The organism is Rhizobacter sp. P1_G5 (assembly GCF_056405435.1).
Genome location: NZ_JBFUCB010000085.1, coordinates 1 through 15,166, shown reverse-complemented (window position 1 = coordinate 15,166; position 15,166 = coordinate 1). Strand labels below are relative to the sequence as shown.

Genomic DNA, 15,166 nt, shown 5'->3' with positions numbered 1-15,166 from the left:
GCATGGTGTCCCGCAATGCAGACCGATCCCCAGGATGAACGGCCCCGTTTCGCCACCGCCCCGCTGACCTTGGGCGTGGTCGGTGCCGGCGTGATGGGCATGGGCATCGTGCAGATCGCGGCGCAGGCCGGGCTGGCGGTGCGGGTCTTCGATGCGCGCGAGGGCGGTGCGGCAGCGGGCTGCGAGAAGCTGGCCGGCACGCTGCGCACGCTGCACGAACGCGGCAAGCTGAGCGCCGAGCAGGCGGCAGCCGCCACCGCGCGCTTCGCGCCGGTCGCCACGCTCGAGGCGCTGCGCGACTGCGATGTCGTCATCGAGGCGATCGTCGAAGACCTCGGCGCCAAGCAGGCGCTGTTCGCCCAGCTCGAGGCGCTGGTGCGCGACGACTGCGTGCTCGCGAGCAACACCTCGTCGCTGTCGGTCACCGCGATCGCCGCCTCGTTGCGGCTGCCGGCGCGGGTGGCCGGCTTCCACTTCTTCAACCCGGTCCCTGTGATGAAGGTGGTCGAGGCGGTCGACGGGCTGCTGACCGACCCGGCCGTCACGCTGAACCTGCTGGCGCTCGGCCGGCGCCTGGGGCACACCGCGGTGCGCGCGAAGGACACGCCGGGCTTCATCGTCAACCACGCCGGGCGCGGCTTCGGCACCGAGGGCCTGCGCATCCTGGCCGAGGGCGTCGCCGAGTTCCACGAGATCGACCGCGTGCTGCGCGACGTGGCCGGCTTCATCGTCGGCCCGTTCGAGCTGATGGACATCACCGCGCTCGACGTGTCGCACCCGGTGATGGAATCCATCTACCGCCAGTACTACGATGAGCCGCGCTACCGGCCGCAGCCGCTGACGCGCCAGATGCTCGCCGCCGGCCTGGTCGGGCGCAAGGCCGGGCGCGGCTTCTACCGCTACGACGGCGGGCAGAAGCAGGCGATCGCCGAGGCGGCGGCACCGGCCGCGCGGCCGGCGTCGGTGTGGCTCGCGCCCGATGCGCCGGCGGCGCTGCGCACGCTGGTGGCCACGCTCGGCGTGCCGGTCGACGACGGCGCCGCGCCGCGTGCCGGCAGCCTGTGCGTGGTTGCGCCGGTCGGCGACGATGCGACGACCTGCGTGCAGCGCCTCGGCCTCGATGCGCAGCGCACGGTGGCGGTGGAGACGCTGTTCGACCTGTCGCGCCGCCGCGTCGTGATGACCACGCCGGCCACCACCGCCGCGTGGCGCGATGCGGCGCATGGCCTGTTCGCGGCCGACGGCGTGCCGGTGACCGTGATCCGCGACAGCGCGGGGCTGGTCGCGCAGCGCGTCGTCGCGACCATCGTCAACATCGCCTGCGACATCGCGCAGCAGCGCATCGCGACGCCGGCCGACATCGACCTCGCCGTCAAGCTCGGCCTGAACTACCCGCTGCCGCCGCTCGCCTGGGGCGACCGGCTCGGCGCGCGCACGGTGCTCACGATCCTCGAACGCATGCACGCCTTCTACGGCGATCCGCGCTATCGCCCGAGCCCGTGGCTGAAGCGGCGCGCGCTGCTCGGGCTGTCGCTGCTGGCGGACGAAGCCTGAAGACACCGGACAAGCGCCCGACAAGCCGACAAGGGTTACCCTGCCATCCTTGCCCTGCGAACCGACACCCGAAACCCCTCCCGGAGATTCCGTCATGTCCACGACCAAAGCAGCCTTCCAGTGGGACGACCCGCTGCTGCTCGACCAGCAGCTCGACAGCGACGAGCGCCAGGTGCGCGACGCCGCCCGCGACTACGCGCAGGGCCGCCTCGCGCCGCGCGTGCTCGAGGCCTTCCGCCATGAGAAGACCGATGTCGAGATCTTCCGCGAGATGGGCGAGCTCGGCCTGCTCGGCCCGACCATCCCCGAGGCCTACGGCGGCGCCGCGTTGAACTACGTCTGCTACGGGCTGGTGGCGCGCGAGGTCGAGCGCGTCGACTCCGGCTACCGCTCGATGATGAGCGTGCAGTCGTCGCTGGTGATGGTGCCGATCCACGAGTTCGGCAACGAGGCGACGAAGCAGAAGTACCTGCCGAAGCTCGCGCGCGGCGAGTGGATCGGCTGCTTCGGCCTGACCGAGCCGGACCACGGCTCCGACCCCGGCAGCATGGTCACGCGGGCGCGCAAGGTCGACGGCGGCTACAGCCTGTCGGGCGCGAAGATGTGGATCACCAACAGCCCGATCGCCGACGTGTTCGTGGTCTGGGCCAAGGACGACAGCGGCGCGATCCGCGGCTTCGTGCTCGAGAAGGGCTGGAAGGGCCTGAGCGCGCCGGCGGTGCACGGCAAGGTGGGGCTGCGCGCCAGCGTCACCGGCGAGATCGTGATGGACAACGTGTTCTGCCCCGAGGAGAACGCCTTCCCCGAGGTGCGTGGCCTGAAGGGCCCGTTCACCTGCCTGAACAGCGCGCGCTACGGCATCGCCTGGGGCGCGCTCGGCGCGGCCGAGGACTGCTGGCACCGTGCGCGCCAGTACGTGCTCGACCGCAAGCAGTTCGGCCGGCCGCTCGCGGCCAACCAGCTGGTGCAGAAGAAGCTGGCCGACATGCAGACCGAGATCACGCTCGGCCTGCAGGGCTGCCTGCGGCTGGGCCGCATGAAGGACGAGGGCACCGCCGCGGTCGAGATCACGTCGATCATGAAGCGCAACTCCTGCGGCAAGAGCCTCGACATCGCCCGGCTGGCGCGCGACATGATGGGCGGCAACGGCATCAGCGACGAGTTCGGCGTCGCGCGGCACCTGGTGAACCTGGAGGTGGTCAACACCTACGAGGGCACGCACGACGTGCACGCGCTGATCCTCGGCCGCGCCCAGACGGGCATCGCTGCTTTCTCCAACTGAAAGGGAACGACCATGACCACAGCCTACGACTTCGAAGCCACCACGATCGACGGCAAGCCGGCACCGCTGGCGGCCCAGCGCGGCAAGGTGCTGCTGATCGTCAACACCGCGAGCGCGTGCGGCTTCACGCCGCAGTTCGCCGGGCTGGAGGCGCTGTGGAAGAAATACGCCGACAAGGGGCTCGCCGTCGTCGGCTTCCCGAGCAACCAGTTCGGCCACCAGGATCCCGGCAGCAACGACGAGATCGCGTCGTTCTGCCAGCTGAACTACGGCGTCAGCTTCCCGATGATGGCCAAGACCGACGTGAACGGCAGCGATGCCCACCCGCTCTACAAGTGGCTGACCGCCGAAGCCCCGGGCATCCTCGGCACCAAGGCGATCAAGTGGAACTTCACGAAGTTCCTGGTCGGCAAGGACGGCCAGGTGATCAAGCGCTATGCGCCGACCGACACGCCCGAATCGCTGTCGGCCGACATCGAGGCCGCACTCTCGGCCTGAACGACGGCTGCCTGAACCACCTCGGCCGGCGCGTTGCCCGCGGGCGCCACGCACACGCGGTTGCGGCCGGCCGCCTTCGCGACGTAGAGCGCGGTGTCGGCGCGCGACAGCAGCGCCTCCAGCGAATCGCCGGCCGGCTGCACGACCGCCACGCCGATGCTGACGGTCGGGCGGATCGGCCGGCCCGCATCGTCGTCGATGCACAGGTTCTCGATCGCACTGCGCAGCCGCTCGGCCGCGGTCACCGCACCATCGTGGCCGGTGTCCGGCAGCAGCGCGACGAACTCCTCGCCGCCCCAGCGGCCGAACACGTCGAGCTCGCGCAGCGCGCCCTGGCAGGCCCGGGCCACCGCCTGCAGCACGCGGTCGCCGGCCGGGTGGCCGTGCTCGTCGTTGACGCGCTTGAACAGGTCGATGTCCAGCAGCAGCACCGAGAAGCTCGCCGCGGTGCGGCCGACGCGCTTCAGCTCGGCGTTGCCGCGCGTGGCGATCGCTCGGCGGTTCAGCGCGCCGGTCAGCGGATCGGTGGTGGCCAGCGTCTCCAGCTGGTCCTGCGCCTGCTTCAGYGCCGTCACCTCGGTCAGGCTGCACAGCCAGCCGGGCTCGTCCTCGTGCACCAGCGGCACGCAGCGCACCAGCACCCAGAACGGCGTGCTGTCGCTGCGCTGCAGGCACATCTCGCTGACGCGGCCGGCATCGATCTGCTCCTGCGACGACAGGCTCTTGATCAGGTCGTGCAGCTGCTCGTGCGCGCTCTGGCGGGCTCGGGCCGCATCGACGGTGCCGTCGTCGCCGAACAGCCGCAGCAGCGCGGCATTGGCCATCATGATCGACAGGTCGGCCTGGCGCAGCACCGCCACCGGCGCCGGCGCGGCCTGCAGCACGTCCTCGGCCGCCTTGCGGCGCAGCGACACCAGCGCCTCGCGGCGGCGCTTCTCGGCATAGCCCAGCAACAGCAGCAGCGCGGCGAGCGCGCCGGCCTCCAGCGGCATCGTGCGCAGCGCGGCCCAGCGCAGCTGCGCGCGGTCGACCACGATCGCATAGCGCCACGGCGTGGATTCGATGTCGTAGACCAGCGCCCAGTCGGCGGCGATCTGCTGCCGGTTGTTGGCCGGCGCGGTGCGCAGCGCGCTCCAGTCGCCCGAGGTGCCGGCGCGCTCGGCCACCTGCTGCAGCGTCGGCGCCTTGTCGGAGGCGCCGCCGACCATCGTCGGGTGCGCGATCACGCGGTCGTGGTCGTCGAGGATGAAGGCGGTCGCGATGCCCAGCGCCGGCCGGCGCACGTACTGCGACAGGCTGTCGAGCTGGAAATCCATCGCCGCGATGGCCCGGTAGTGGCCGTCGGCATCGTCGATCGGGATCGCCAGCGTGCTGACCAGCCCGTTGCCCTTGGGGTCGTCGTACGAGGCCGACCAGACCGGCGCGCGGCCGGGGTTGCGCTCGACGAGGCCGTCGCGGTAGGGGTCGCGGCCCAGCATGTCGGGCGTGAACAGCTGCAGGTCGTCGGAGGCCGGCGGAAAGATCAGGTGGAAGCCCTGGCCCGACAGGTAGTACACCGCGGCGGCGGCCGCCTGCGTGGTCTTGGCCTGGATCAGCGCCGGCCCGAGCGCGAGCGCGATCTCGATCTCGCGGCCCTTCTCGCGACCTGCTTCACTGGCCGGCGCCGGTTTCGGGCCGGCCATGCTGAAGGCCGGCGAATCGGCATGGTTGTTGCCCGATGCGCGCGCGGTGTGGTGCGCGGCCCGCATGGTCGGCAGCAGCACGGTGGTGCCGGGGATGTCCAGCCGCTCGGCGAGCGCTGCCGCGTGCTCCTTCGACAGCGTGAGGCCCTGCTGCTGGAACAGGCCGTTCGCGACACCCTGCAGCATGAAGACGCTGTTGCGTGCCGAGCGCGTCGACAGCCCGACCTCGCGCGCCGCCTCGTGCGCGGCCTCCTGCATGTCGCCCCACAGCCGATCCTGCCGGGCCGACCAGGCGGCCAGGAAGACGGCGACCGCCAACGTCACCACGGTGGCGTATGCGGCCCAGTGCGCCTTGTTGCGGATCGATCTGACAGTCACTCGGGGAACTCTCTGGTCTCTGCCCTGCGCCGGGGTGGAGCGGGTGCCGGCCGGACATCGGCGGCGCCTCGCCCGAGGGATATCGGCCGCGCCGGGCGGGGGCTGAAGGGCGTCGCGGATAATTTGCATCCGACACCGACTCACCTCTCCACCCAAGGCAGCACCATGTTCGAGCACGTCGACGCCTACGCGGGCGATCCCATCCTGACCCTCAACGAGGCCTTCGGGCGCGACCCCCGGCCGCACAAGATCAACCTGAGCATCGGCATCTACTTCGATGACGCAGGCCGGCTGCCGGTGATGCGCGCGGTGCGCGAGGCCGAATCGGCGATGCTGCAGGCGATCGGCGCGCGCCCGTACCAGCCGATGGAAGGCGCGGCCAACTACCGCCAGGCGGTGCAGCACCTGCTGTTCGGCGCCACGCACGAGGCGGTGACCAGCGGGCGGGTCGCGACGATCCAGACGCTCGGCGGCTCCGGCGGGCTGAAGGTGGGCGGCGATTTCCTGAAGCGCTATTTCCCGCAATCCAGCGTGTGGGTCAGCGACCCGACCTGGGACAACCACCGCGCGATGTTCGAGGGCGCGGGCTTCACCGTCAGCACCTATCCGTACTACGACGCGGCCACCGGCGGCGTGCGCTTCCCCGAGATGCTGGCGGCGCTGTCGGTGCTGCCGGAGAAGAGCATCGTGCTGCTGCACGCCTGCTGCCACAACCCGACCGGCGTCGACCTGAGCGCGGCGCAGTGGGCCGAGCTGATCCCGGTGCTGGCGCAGCGCAAGCTGATCCCGTACGTGGACATCGCCTACCAGGGCTTCGGCGACGGCATCTCGCAGGACGCGTTCGCGATCCGCGCGCTGGCCGATGCGGGGCTGAGCTTCTTCGTCGCGAGCTCGTTCTCGAAGAGCTTCTCGTTGTATGGCGAGCGCTGCGGCGGCCTGAGCGTGGTGTGCCCGAACGCGGCCGAAGCGGYGCTGGTGCTGGGCCAGATGAAGGCGACGATCCGCAGGAACTACAGCAGCCCGCCGACGCATGGCGGCCAGATCGTCGCGCGGGTGCTGCAGACGCCGGCGCTGTACGAGCAGTGGGCGGCCGAGCTCGACGCGATGCGTGTCCGCATCAAGGCGATGCGCGAGAAGCTGCATGCAGTGCTGAGCGCCAAGCTGCCGGGCCGCGACTTCGGCTACTTCCTGAGCCAGCGCGGGATGTTCAGCTACACCGGGCTGACGGCCGAGCAGTGCGACCGGTTGCGCGAGGACCATGCGGTGTACCTGGTGCGCTCGGGGCGCATGTGCGTCGCGGGGCTGAACTCGGGCAACGTCGAGGCGACGGCGGTCGCGATGGCCGAAGTGCTGAAGCAGCCGGTGTAAGGACGCGCGGCGGTTACCGACAGAGTGGGGCTGGCGCGGGGGATTCATCCCCGCCTGCACGTCCCCACACCAACCTGAAGGAACCGATCATGCTGAACCTGAAGTCCGGCCTCGCCCTGGCCACCACCGCCGCCGCCCTGTTCTCGCTGGGCACCGTTGCCACCAGCGTGCAGGCTGCCGATGAAGGCAGCGTCAAGTGCGCCGGCGTCAACAGCTGCAAGGGCACCTCCGACTGCAAGACCGCCAAGAGCGAATGCAAGGGCCAGAACGGCTGCAAGGGCCAGGGCTGGGTCGGCAAGAAGACCGCTGCCGAGTGCACCAGCGCCGGCGGCACGGTGCTGAAGTAAGACCTGGCGCCCGAAGCCGGCATTGACATGAACACCGCGCTGCAAGGCTTCGGGCTCGGGCTGCGCACCGAGCACTACCGCAACTTCTGCAGCGACGACCGCGCACTCGCGCGGCGCGTCGACTGGCTCGAAGTGATCTCCGAGAACTACATGGTGCCCGGCGGCAAGCCGCTGCACCACCTCGATCGCATCCGCCGCGACCACCCGATGGTGATGCACGGCGTGTCGATGTCGATCGGCAGCACCGACCCGCTGAACGCCGGTTACCTGCGCGACCTGAAGGCGCTGGCCGATCGCATCGAGCCGGCCTGGGTCTCCGACCACCTGTGCTGGACCGGCGTCGACCACCACAACCTGCATGACCTGATGCCGATGCCCTACACCGAGGCGGCGCTGCGCCACCTGGTGCCGCGCGTGCGCCAGGTGCAGGATGTGCTCGGCCGGCGGCTGGTGCTGGAGAACGTGTCGAGCTACGTCAGCTTCGCGGCCGACGAGATGAGCGAGTGGGAGTTCATCGGCGAGCTGCTGCAGCGCGCCGACTGCGAGCTGCTGCTGGACGTCAACAACGTGCACGTCAGCAGCGTGAACCATGGCTTCGATGCACGGCGCTTCATCGACGCGATGCCGCGCGAGCGCGTGCGGCAGATCCACCTGGCCGGGCACGAAGACCATGGCAGCTACCTGATCGACACGCACGACCACCCGGTGTGCGCGGCGGTGTGGGCGCTCTATGGCTACACGGTGCAGCGGCTCGGCCGGGTGCCGGCGATGATCGAGCGCGACGACCACATCCCGCCGCTGGCGGAACTGGTGGTCGAGCTGGACCAGGCGCGCGCGGTGGAAGCTGCGGCGCTGCAGATGGCGGAGGCCGCATGAGCGTGTTGATGCACCAGCAGAGCGGGCTGCACGCTGCAATGCTCGGCGCGGTGGCTCCCGAAGGATTGCTGCGCGAGCCGGTGCAGCACGAGCCGCTGCTGCGCATCTACCAGAACGCCTACCGCGCGCGGCTGGTGGCGGCGCTGCGCGACAACCACGGCGTGCTGCCGCGCGCGATGGGCGACGAGGCCTTCGATGCGCTGGCCGAGGCCTACCTGCAGGCGCATCCGTCGCGGCAGCCGTCGATCCGCTGGTTCGGGCACCGGCTGGCGGAGTTCATGGCGGCACATCCCGGCTTGGTGCCGCATCCGGCGTTCGTCGACCTGGCACGCATGGAGTGGGCGTTGCGCGATGCCTTCGATGCGGCGGATGCGACGCCGATGACACCGGCCGAGCTGGCGGCGCTGCCCGTCGACGGCTGGCCGCAGCGCGTGCTGCGCTTTCATCCGAGCGTGCAGGTGCTGGCGCTCGACTGGCACGTGGAACCTGCGTGGCGGGCGCTGCAGGGCGACGACGAGCCGGAGCTGGCCGAGCCCGAGGCGGGCGAGCACCAGCTGATCGTCTGGCGGCCGCTGCTGGAGACGCGCTGGCGGACGGTGGCGAGCGCGCTCGAGGCGCGGTTGCTCGTGGCGGCGATGCGGGGCGAGGACTTCAGCGCGCTGTGCGAGATCGCGGCCGATGCGGTCGGGGTGGTCGGCACGGTCCAGCAATGGACCGCCGAGGGCCTGCTGATCCGCTAGGCCTTCTTCTCCCGCGCCACCCGCCCCATCAGGTAGAACTCATCGTTCGGCCGCAGGCTCATCAGGTTCGCCATCCGGTTGCTCAATCCGAACAAGGCGGTGATCGCGCCGATGTCCCAGATGTCCTCGTCGTCGAAGCCGTGCACGCGCAGCGCCTCGAAGTCCGACTCGACGATGTTGGCCGCGTCGTTGCAGACCTTCATCGCGAAGCCGAGCATCGCCTTCTGCCGCGGCGTGATGTCGGCCTTCAGGTAGTTGGTCGCGACCTGGTCGGCGAGCTGCGGCTGCTTCTCGTAGACGCGCAGGATCGCGCCGTGCGCGACCACGCAGTACAGGCAGTTGTTGGCCCCCGAGGTCGCGACGATGATCATCTCGCGCTCGCCCTTCGTCAGATGGCCGCCTTCCTTCAGCAGCAGCGCGTCGTGGTACGCGAAGAAGGCCCGCGCCTCGTCGGGCCGGTGCGCGAAGCCGAGGAACACGTTCGGCACGAAGCCCGCCTTCTGCTGCACATCGAGGATGCGCGCGCGGATGTCGTCGGGCAGGCCGGCGAGTTCGGGCACCGGGTAGCGGCTGACGGGTGGGTGGCGCATGGGTGTGTCTCCTGGTCTTGTGATCGAGCCAGGATACGTCGCTGCGCGGCGGCCCGGGCCCCGGCGTTACCATCGCCGCCCGAAAGGATGTCCATGCCGAAGCCCCTCAACGAACGCCGGTCCGGCACCCTCGCTGACCTGTCGGCGCTGGTCTATTCCACCGACACCGGCCGAATCTGCCCCGACTGCCGCCAGCCGGTCGCGCAGTGCGCGTGCAAGGCGCAGAAGGCGCTGCCGCAGGGCGACGGCATCGTGCGTGTCTCGCGCGAGACCAAGGGCCGCAAGGGCAAGGGCGTGACGCTGGTGAAAGGCCTGCTGCTCGACGCCGACGCGCTGACCCTGCTGTCACGCGAGCTGAAGGCCGCCTGCGGCGTCGGCGGCACCGTGAAAGATGGCGTCATCGAGCTGCAAGGCGACCACGTCGAGACGGTGATGGAGCGCCTGAAGCGCGCCGGCCACACCGTCAAGCGCGCCGGCGGCTGAGCCCCGCCCGCGCCCCCGTCAAGGGGCCGCTTCCAGCAGCAGGTACTTGCGCAGCAGCGGCGCCGTCACGCTGAAGCGCGCTGCCGACACCGTCGCGATGAAGCAGGCCTCGCCCACCTGGCGAGGGTTGTCGATCGCGGTCACATAGAGCAGCTCGCCGCCGGGTTGGCGCCACAGCACCACGCGCGACACCGGCACGCCGTCGCGCTCGAGCACCGGGTACAGGCTGTGCATCTCGGCGAGCACCGCGCGCCGGTCGCCGTCGTCCAGCACCGCGGCGCGGTCGTCGCGGCCGAAGTGGATCCACGCGGTGCTCACGCAGCTCGGCAGGTTCGGCGCGCTGCCGGGCGGTGGCAGCGGCGRCTCGGCCGCCAGCGCGAGCGATGCCATCGACGCACCCAGCGCGCCCCGGATCAGTGCACAGCGTCGGCAGCCCATGTCCACTCCTTCGCGGCGGGCCCGCGCCGCGTGCCGGCAGCTTACGCCGGGCTGACGGCCGCGCGCATCGCAGGGTGTTCGCCGCAGGCGGCCATCGCCACCGGCCACACGTCGGCAATGCGAATCTGCCTATGATCGACGACCCGCGTAACAGTTGGCCCCCACACCTGCCGCTTCGCGTCAGGCCCCCCGAGGGGGTCAAGGAACTTGGGGCGGCCCGGCGTTTCCTTGAGAGGTCTCGATCGATGTCCATGGTCCAGCTGGCGCTCCGTCGCCCCTACACGTTCATCGTGATGGCCTTGCTGATCGTGCTGGCCACGCCGTTCGCGCTGCGCAACATGGCGACCGACATCTTCCCGGAAATCAACATTCCGGTGATCAGCATCATCTGGAACTACGGCGGGCTGTCGGCCCAGGAGATGGGCCAGCGGATCTCGGCGCAGAGCGAGCGCGGGCTCACCACCACCGTCAGCGACATCGAGCACATCGAATCGCAATCGCTGAACGGCGTCGCGGTGATCAAGGTCTTCTTCCAGCCGACCGCCAACATCCAGACCGCGATCGCCCAGGTCGTCGCGTCGATGCAGACCCAGGTGCGGCAGCTGCCGCCGGGCACCACGCCGCCGCTGGTGATCAAGTACTCGGCCTCCAGCATCCCGGTGGTGCAGCTCGCGCTGTCGAGCCCGACGCTGCCGGAGCAATCGGTGTTCGACGCCGCGGTCAACCAGCTGCGCCCGCAACTCATCACGATTCCCGGCGTGGCCGTGCCGTTCCCGTACGGCGGCAAGAACCGGCTGATCTCGGTCGACCTCGACACCGCGGCGCTGCAGGCGCGCGGGCTGTCGCCGGCCGACGTGGTCAACGCGATCAACCTGCAGAACCTGATCCTGCCGTCGGGCACCGCGAAGTTCGGCGCCACCGAGTACACCGTGAAGATGAACGGCTCGCCCGACGCGGTCGCCGGGCTGAACGACCTGCCGGTGCGCACGAACGGTTCGGCCACCACCTACCTGCGCGACGTTGCCTACGTGCGCGACGGCTTCTCGCCGCAGACCAACATCGTGCGGCAGGACGGCGCGCGCGGCGTGCTGCTGTCGGTGCTGAAGAACGGCGGCGCCTCGACGCTCGACATCGTCGACAACCTGCGCGCGCTGCTGCCGCGCGCCGCGCAGACGCTGCCGGCCGACGTGAAGGTGACGCCGTTGTTCGACCAGTCGGTGTTCGTGAAGGCAGCGGTCAAGGGCGTGATCGCCGAGGCGGTGATCGCCGCGCTGCTGACGGCCGCGATGGTGCTGCTGTTCCTCGGCAACTGGCGCAGCACGCTGATCATCGCGGCGACGATCCCGCTGTCGATCCTCGCGTCCATCCTGGTGCTGCAGATGCTCGGCGAGACGCTGAACCTGATGACGCTCGGCGGCCTGGCGCTGTCGGTGGGCATCCTGGTCGACCAGGCGATCGTGACGATCGAGAACATCGAGCGCCACCTGCACCTGGGCAAGCCGCTGATCGAGGCGATCGAGGTCGGCGCCGGCGAGATCGGCGTGCCGGCCTTCGTCTCCACGCTGTGCATCTGCATCGTGTTCGTGCCGATGTTCTTCCTGTCGGGCGTCGCGCGCTTCCTGTTCGTGCCGATGGCCGAGGCGGTGGTGTTCGCGATGATCGCGTCGTACCTGCTGTCGCGCACGCTGGTGCCGACGCTGGTGATGCTGTTGATGGCCAAGGCGCATGCGGCACCGAAGGGCGCGAAGCCGAACGCGCTGCAGCGCGTGTACCTCGCCTTCGACCGCCAGTTCGAGCGCGTGCGCCGGGTCTACACGCTGTCGCTGTCGGCCCTGCTGTCGCAGCGCAGGCGCTTCGTGATCGGCTTCTCGCTGTTCTGCGTGCTGTCGTGCGGGCTGATCCCGTTCCTCGGGCGCGATTTCTTCCCGAGCGTCGATTCGGGCCAGATCCGGCTGCACTTGCGCGCGCCCACCGGCACGCGCATCGAGGAGACCGCGCGGCTGGCCGACGAGGTCGAGGCAGTGATCCGCGAGCTGATCCCGGCCGACCAGCTGGAGACCATCCTCGACAACCTGGGCGTGCCCAACAGCGGCATCAACCTGTCGTACAGCAATGCCGGCACCATCGGCACGCTCGATGGCGAGCTGCAGCTCTCGCTGAAGGAGGGCCACCGGCCGACCGACGAGTTCATCAGCCTGCTGCGCGCCGAGCTGCCGAAGCGCTTTCCGGGTACCGAGTTCTTCTTCCAGCCGGCCGACATCGTCACGCAGATCCTGAACTTCGGGCTGCCGGCGGCGATCGACGTGCAGTTCACCGGCCAGAACCTCGCCGCCAACGCGGCGCTGGCGGCCGAGCTGACGCGCAAGATCCGCGAGATCCCCGGCGCCGTCGATGCGCACGTGCACCAGCGCAACGACCTGCCGGCGCTGAACCTCAACATGGACCGCTCGCGGCTGCAGCAGCTCGGCCTCACCGCGTCGAACGTCGGGCAGAACGTGCTGATCTCGCTGTCGGGCAGCTCGCAGACGGCGCCGGCCTTCTGGCTGAACCCGCAGAACGGCGTGGTCTACAACATCGCGGTGCAGACGCCGCAGTACAAGGTGGATTCACTGGACGCGCTGCTGAACCTGCCGGTCGGCGCGGTCGGCGCGGGGAGTGGCACGGCCGCCGCGGCCGCGGGCGGCACGCAGCTGCTGGGCAACCTGGTCGAGGCGGCACCGGGCCGGCAGCTCGCGGTGGCCTCGCGCTACAACATCCTGCCGGCGATCGATGTGTACGTCGGCGTGCAGGGCACCGACCTCGCGAGCGTCGCCGGCAAGGTGCAGGCGCTGGTCGACGAGATCCGCCCGAAGCTGCCGCGTGGCAGCCAGGTGGTGCTGCGCGGCCAGGTGCAGACGATGCAGGCCTCGTTCATCGGGCTGGGCGTGGGCCTCGCGATGGCGATCGTGCTGGTGTACCTGCTGATCGTCGTCAATTTCCAGAGCTGGATCGATGCGCTGATCATCGTCGCTGCGCTGCCGTCGGCGCTGGCCGGCATCGCGTGGATGCTGTTCATCACCGGCACCACGCTGAGCGTGCCGGCGCTCACCGGCGCGATCATGACGATGGGCGTGGCCACCGCGAACAGCATCCTGCTGGTGTCGTTCGCGCGGCAGCGCCAGCAGGAAGGCGTGCCGGCGCTGTCGGCCGCGCTCGAAGCCGGCGCCACGCGGATCCGCCCGGTGCTGATGACGGCGCTCGCGATGATCATCGGCATGATCCCGATGGCGCTCGGCCTGGGCGAAGGCGCCGAGCAGAACGCGCCGCTCGGCCGCGCGGTGATCGGCGGGCTGTTGTTCGCGACCGTCTCGACCCTCTACTTCGTGCCGGTGGTGTTCGCCGGCGTGCACCGCTGGCTGGCGCATCGCCATGCCGCGCGTGACGTTGCCGCACTGCCACCCACTGCCAGCCTCCAGGAGACCTGAGTCATGACCGAGCAGCGCCACGCGGCACTGGGCATCCACGCCGCCGACCCGAACGATCCCGAGCACGCCCTGCACCTGGCCGACCCGCTGGAGCGCCGCGCCGTCGCGCGCCGCATGCGCTGGGTCGCGCTCGCGGTGCTGGTGCTGCTGGCGCTGGGCGCCGGCCGCACCGTGATCAGCCGCATGGGCAGTGCGAAGGCGCTGGAGGCCGGCACCGCCGAGCGCGCGAAGCAGTACGTGAAGACCGCGCTGCCGAAGACCGGCGATGCCGGCCAGACGCTCGCGCTGCCGGGCACGCTGCAGGGCTTCGTGCAATCGCCGATCGCTGCGCGCGCCACCGGCTACCTGCGGCGCTGGACCAAGGACATCGGCAGCCGCGTCGAGCGCGGCGAGGTGCTGGCCGAGATCGAATCGCCCGAGCTCGACCAGCAGCTCACGCAGGCGATCGCCGCGCGCGAGCAGGCGTCGTCGAGCCTGGAGCTCGCGAAGAGCACGGTCGAGCGCTGGGAGAGCCTGCGCAAGAAAGACGTGGTCTCGCAGCAGGACCTCGACGAGCGCCGCAGCAGTGCCGCGCAGGCGCGCGCCAACCTGGCCGCGGCCGACGCCAACGTGCAGCGGCTGCGCCAGCTCGAGGGCTTCAAGCGCGTGGTGGCGCCGTTCGCCGGCGTGATCACGCGGCGCAACGTCGACGTGGGCGACCTGATCGACATGAGCGGCAAGCCGCTGTTCACGCTGTCGCAGACCGATCCGCTGCGCGTCTACGTGAACGTGCCGCAGTCGTATGCGCAGCTGGTGAAGGCGGGGCAGCCGGTGGTCGTCACGCAGGGCGAGCTGCGCGGGCAGAGCTTCAAGGGCACGGTGGCGCGCACCGCGGCGTCGATCGACACCGGTACGCGCACGATGCAGGTCGAGATCGCGCTGCCGAACCCGGATGGCACGCTGCTGCCGGGCGCCTACGTGCAGGTGTCGCTGCCGCTGGCGGCCAGCCAGGCGGTGCTGGTGCCGGCGAATGCGCTGCTGTTCCGCGCCGAAGGCACGCGCGTCGCGCTGGTCGACGAGAGCGGCCGCGTGACGCTGCGCGCGGTGACGCTCGGCCGCAACTACGGCGAGAGCGTCGAGGTGCTCGACGGCCTGGCGGCGAACCAGCGGCTGGTGCTGAATCCGTCGGACTCGCTGACCGATGGCGACCGGGTGGCCCTGGCGCCAGCGGCCAAGGACACGCCGGCGGGCAAGGACGCTCCGCCGGCGAAGGGGGCGCTGTGACGCTGCGGGTTGCTGCACCGTTGCTGGTCCTGTTGTTGACGGCCTGCGCGGCGGGCCCGGACTACCAGCCGCCGAAGCCCGACATGCCCGTCACCTRGACGCTCGATGCGCCGTGGCGCACGGCCTCGCCCGACGACGCGGCCGCCAAGGGGCCGTGGTGGCAGCGCTTCGGCGACGCGCAGCTCGATGCGCTGGAGCAGCGC

The 15,166-nt window shown here is 70.5% G+C and carries 13 protein-coding genes; 10 read left to right on the top strand and 3 right to left on the bottom strand.

The window, feature by feature from the left end; genetic code table 11:
• Positions 1–15: 15 nt before the first annotated feature.
• From AC1D12_RS08900 to AC1D12_RS08890, 3 genes are all read left to right on the top strand, one after another.
• Positions 16–1,554: a 3-hydroxyacyl-CoA dehydrogenase gene (locus AC1D12_RS08900; protein WP_477824817.1), complete on the top strand. Its 1,539-nt coding sequence runs from the start codon at positions 16–18 to the stop codon at positions 1,552–1,554.
• A gap of 94 nt (positions 1,555–1,648) precedes the next feature.
• On the top strand, positions 1,649–2,836 hold the full coding sequence (locus AC1D12_RS08895) for an acyl-CoA dehydrogenase (protein ID WP_477824816.1): 1,188 nt from the start codon (positions 1,649–1,651) through the stop codon (positions 2,834–2,836).
• Positions 2,837–2,848: 12 nt separating this feature from the next.
• Entirely contained in the window at positions 2,849–3,334 is a 486-nt protein-coding gene (locus tag AC1D12_RS08890; protein WP_047501704.1) for a glutathione peroxidase, read from the top strand.
• Here the strand turns inward: AC1D12_RS08890 and AC1D12_RS08885 are convergent.
• Positions 3,271–5,394, bottom strand: a complete 2,124-nt coding sequence (locus tag AC1D12_RS08885) for a diguanylate cyclase (protein WP_477839997.1) — start codon at positions 5,392–5,394, stop codon at positions 3,271–3,273. The genes AC1D12_RS08890 and AC1D12_RS08885 overlap by 64 nt on opposite strands.
• A 165-nt stretch (positions 5,395–5,559) precedes the next feature.
• On the opposite strand from AC1D12_RS08885, the gene AC1D12_RS08880 reads away from it, so the two are divergent.
• From AC1D12_RS08880 to AC1D12_RS08865, 4 genes are all read left to right on the top strand, one after another.
• The gene (locus AC1D12_RS08880) at positions 5,560–6,762 is read left to right on the top strand and encodes an amino acid aminotransferase (RefSeq protein WP_477839995.1); all 1,203 of its coding nucleotides are present in this window, start codon (positions 5,560–5,562) and stop codon (positions 6,760–6,762) included.
• Between the two features lie 89 nt (positions 6,763–6,851).
• Positions 6,852–7,109 carry a BufA2 family periplasmic bufferin-type metallophore gene (gene bufA2, locus AC1D12_RS08875; RefSeq protein WP_047501706.1) on the top strand — a complete coding sequence of 86 codons (258 nt, stop codon included), beginning with the start codon at positions 6,852–6,854 and terminating at the stop codon, positions 7,107–7,109.
• A 27-nt stretch (positions 7,110–7,136) separates the two neighbouring features.
• Positions 7,137–7,985, top strand: coding sequence for an MNIO family bufferin maturase (bufB, locus tag AC1D12_RS08870; protein WP_477827630.1), 849 nt, complete (start codon positions 7,137–7,139; stop codon positions 7,983–7,985).
• Entirely contained in the window at positions 7,982–8,725 is a 744-nt protein-coding gene (locus AC1D12_RS08865; RefSeq protein ID WP_477827631.1) for an HvfC/BufC family peptide modification chaperone, read from the top strand. Before bufB ends, AC1D12_RS08865 begins: the two co-directional genes overlap by 4 nt.
• Here the strand turns inward: AC1D12_RS08865 and AC1D12_RS08860 are convergent.
• Positions 8,722–9,315, bottom strand: coding sequence for a peroxidase-related enzyme (locus AC1D12_RS08860; RefSeq protein WP_477827632.1), 594 nt, complete (start codon positions 9,313–9,315; stop codon positions 8,722–8,724). The two genes, AC1D12_RS08865 and AC1D12_RS08860, sit on opposite strands and share 4 nt — an antisense overlap.
• 87 nt (positions 9,316–9,402) lie before the next feature.
• Here AC1D12_RS08860 and AC1D12_RS08855 point away from each other — a divergent pair, with 87 nt between their 5' ends.
• Positions 9,403–9,798 carry a translation initiation factor Sui1 gene (locus AC1D12_RS08855; protein WP_465111525.1) on the top strand — a complete coding sequence of 132 codons (396 nt, stop codon included), beginning with the start codon at positions 9,403–9,405 and terminating at the stop codon, positions 9,796–9,798.
• Positions 9,799–9,816: 18 nt separating this feature from the next.
• Here the strand turns inward: AC1D12_RS08855 and AC1D12_RS08850 are convergent, their stop codons facing one another.
• Positions 9,817–10,236 carry a hypothetical protein gene (locus AC1D12_RS08850; protein WP_477839992.1) on the bottom strand — a complete coding sequence of 140 codons (420 nt, stop codon included), beginning with the start codon at positions 10,234–10,236 and terminating at the stop codon, positions 9,817–9,819.
• 245 nt (positions 10,237–10,481) lie between these two features.
• Between AC1D12_RS08850 and AC1D12_RS08845 the strand changes: the two genes are divergently transcribed.
• Both AC1D12_RS08845 and AC1D12_RS08840 read left to right on the top strand, forming a co-directional pair.
• A complete protein-coding gene (locus tag AC1D12_RS08845; RefSeq protein ID WP_477839990.1) occupies positions 10,482–13,700 on the top strand; it encodes an efflux RND transporter permease subunit in 3,219 nt (1,072 codons plus the stop codon).
• A gap of 3 nt (positions 13,701–13,703) precedes the next feature.
• Complete coding sequence (locus tag AC1D12_RS08840; RefSeq protein WP_477826941.1) at positions 13,704–14,963, top strand: efflux RND transporter periplasmic adaptor subunit; 1,260 nt, start codon at positions 13,704–13,706, stop codon at positions 14,961–14,963.
• Positions 14,964–15,166 lie beyond the last annotated feature (203 nt).

Excerpts from the sequence above, each read along its gene's own strand:
- AC1D12_RS08865 (WP_477827631.1), top strand. The coding sequence starts at position 7,982 with ATGAGCGTGTTGATGCACCAGCAGAGCGGGCTGCACGCTGCAATGCTC.
- AC1D12_RS08890 (WP_047501704.1), top strand. The coding sequence starts at position 2,849 with ATGACCACAGCCTACGACTTCGAAGCCACCACGATCGACGGCAAGCCG.
- AC1D12_RS08855 (WP_465111525.1), top strand. The coding sequence starts at position 9,403 with ATGTCCATGCCGAAGCCCCTCAACGAACGCCGGTCCGGCACCCTCGCT.
- bufA2 (WP_047501706.1), top strand. The coding sequence starts at position 6,852 with ATGCTGAACCTGAAGTCCGGCCTCGCCCTGGCCACCACCGCCGCCGCC.
- AC1D12_RS08900 (WP_477824817.1), top strand. The coding sequence starts at position 16 with ATGCAGACCGATCCCCAGGATGAACGGCCCCGTTTCGCCACCGCCCCG.
- AC1D12_RS08845 (WP_477839990.1), top strand. The coding sequence starts at position 10,482 with ATGTCCATGGTCCAGCTGGCGCTCCGTCGCCCCTACACGTTCATCGTG.
- bufB (WP_477827630.1), top strand. The coding sequence starts at position 7,137 with ATGAACACCGCGCTGCAAGGCTTCGGGCTCGGGCTGCGCACCGAGCAC.
- AC1D12_RS08840 (WP_477826941.1), top strand. The coding sequence starts at position 13,704 with ATGACCGAGCAGCGCCACGCGGCACTGGGCATCCACGCCGCCGACCCG.
- AC1D12_RS08860 (WP_477827632.1), bottom strand. The coding sequence starts at position 9,315 with ATGCGCCACCCACCCGTCAGCCGCTACCCGGTGCCCGAACTCGCCGGC.
- AC1D12_RS08895 (WP_477824816.1), top strand. The coding sequence starts at position 1,649 with ATGTCCACGACCAAAGCAGCCTTCCAGTGGGACGACCCGCTGCTGCTC.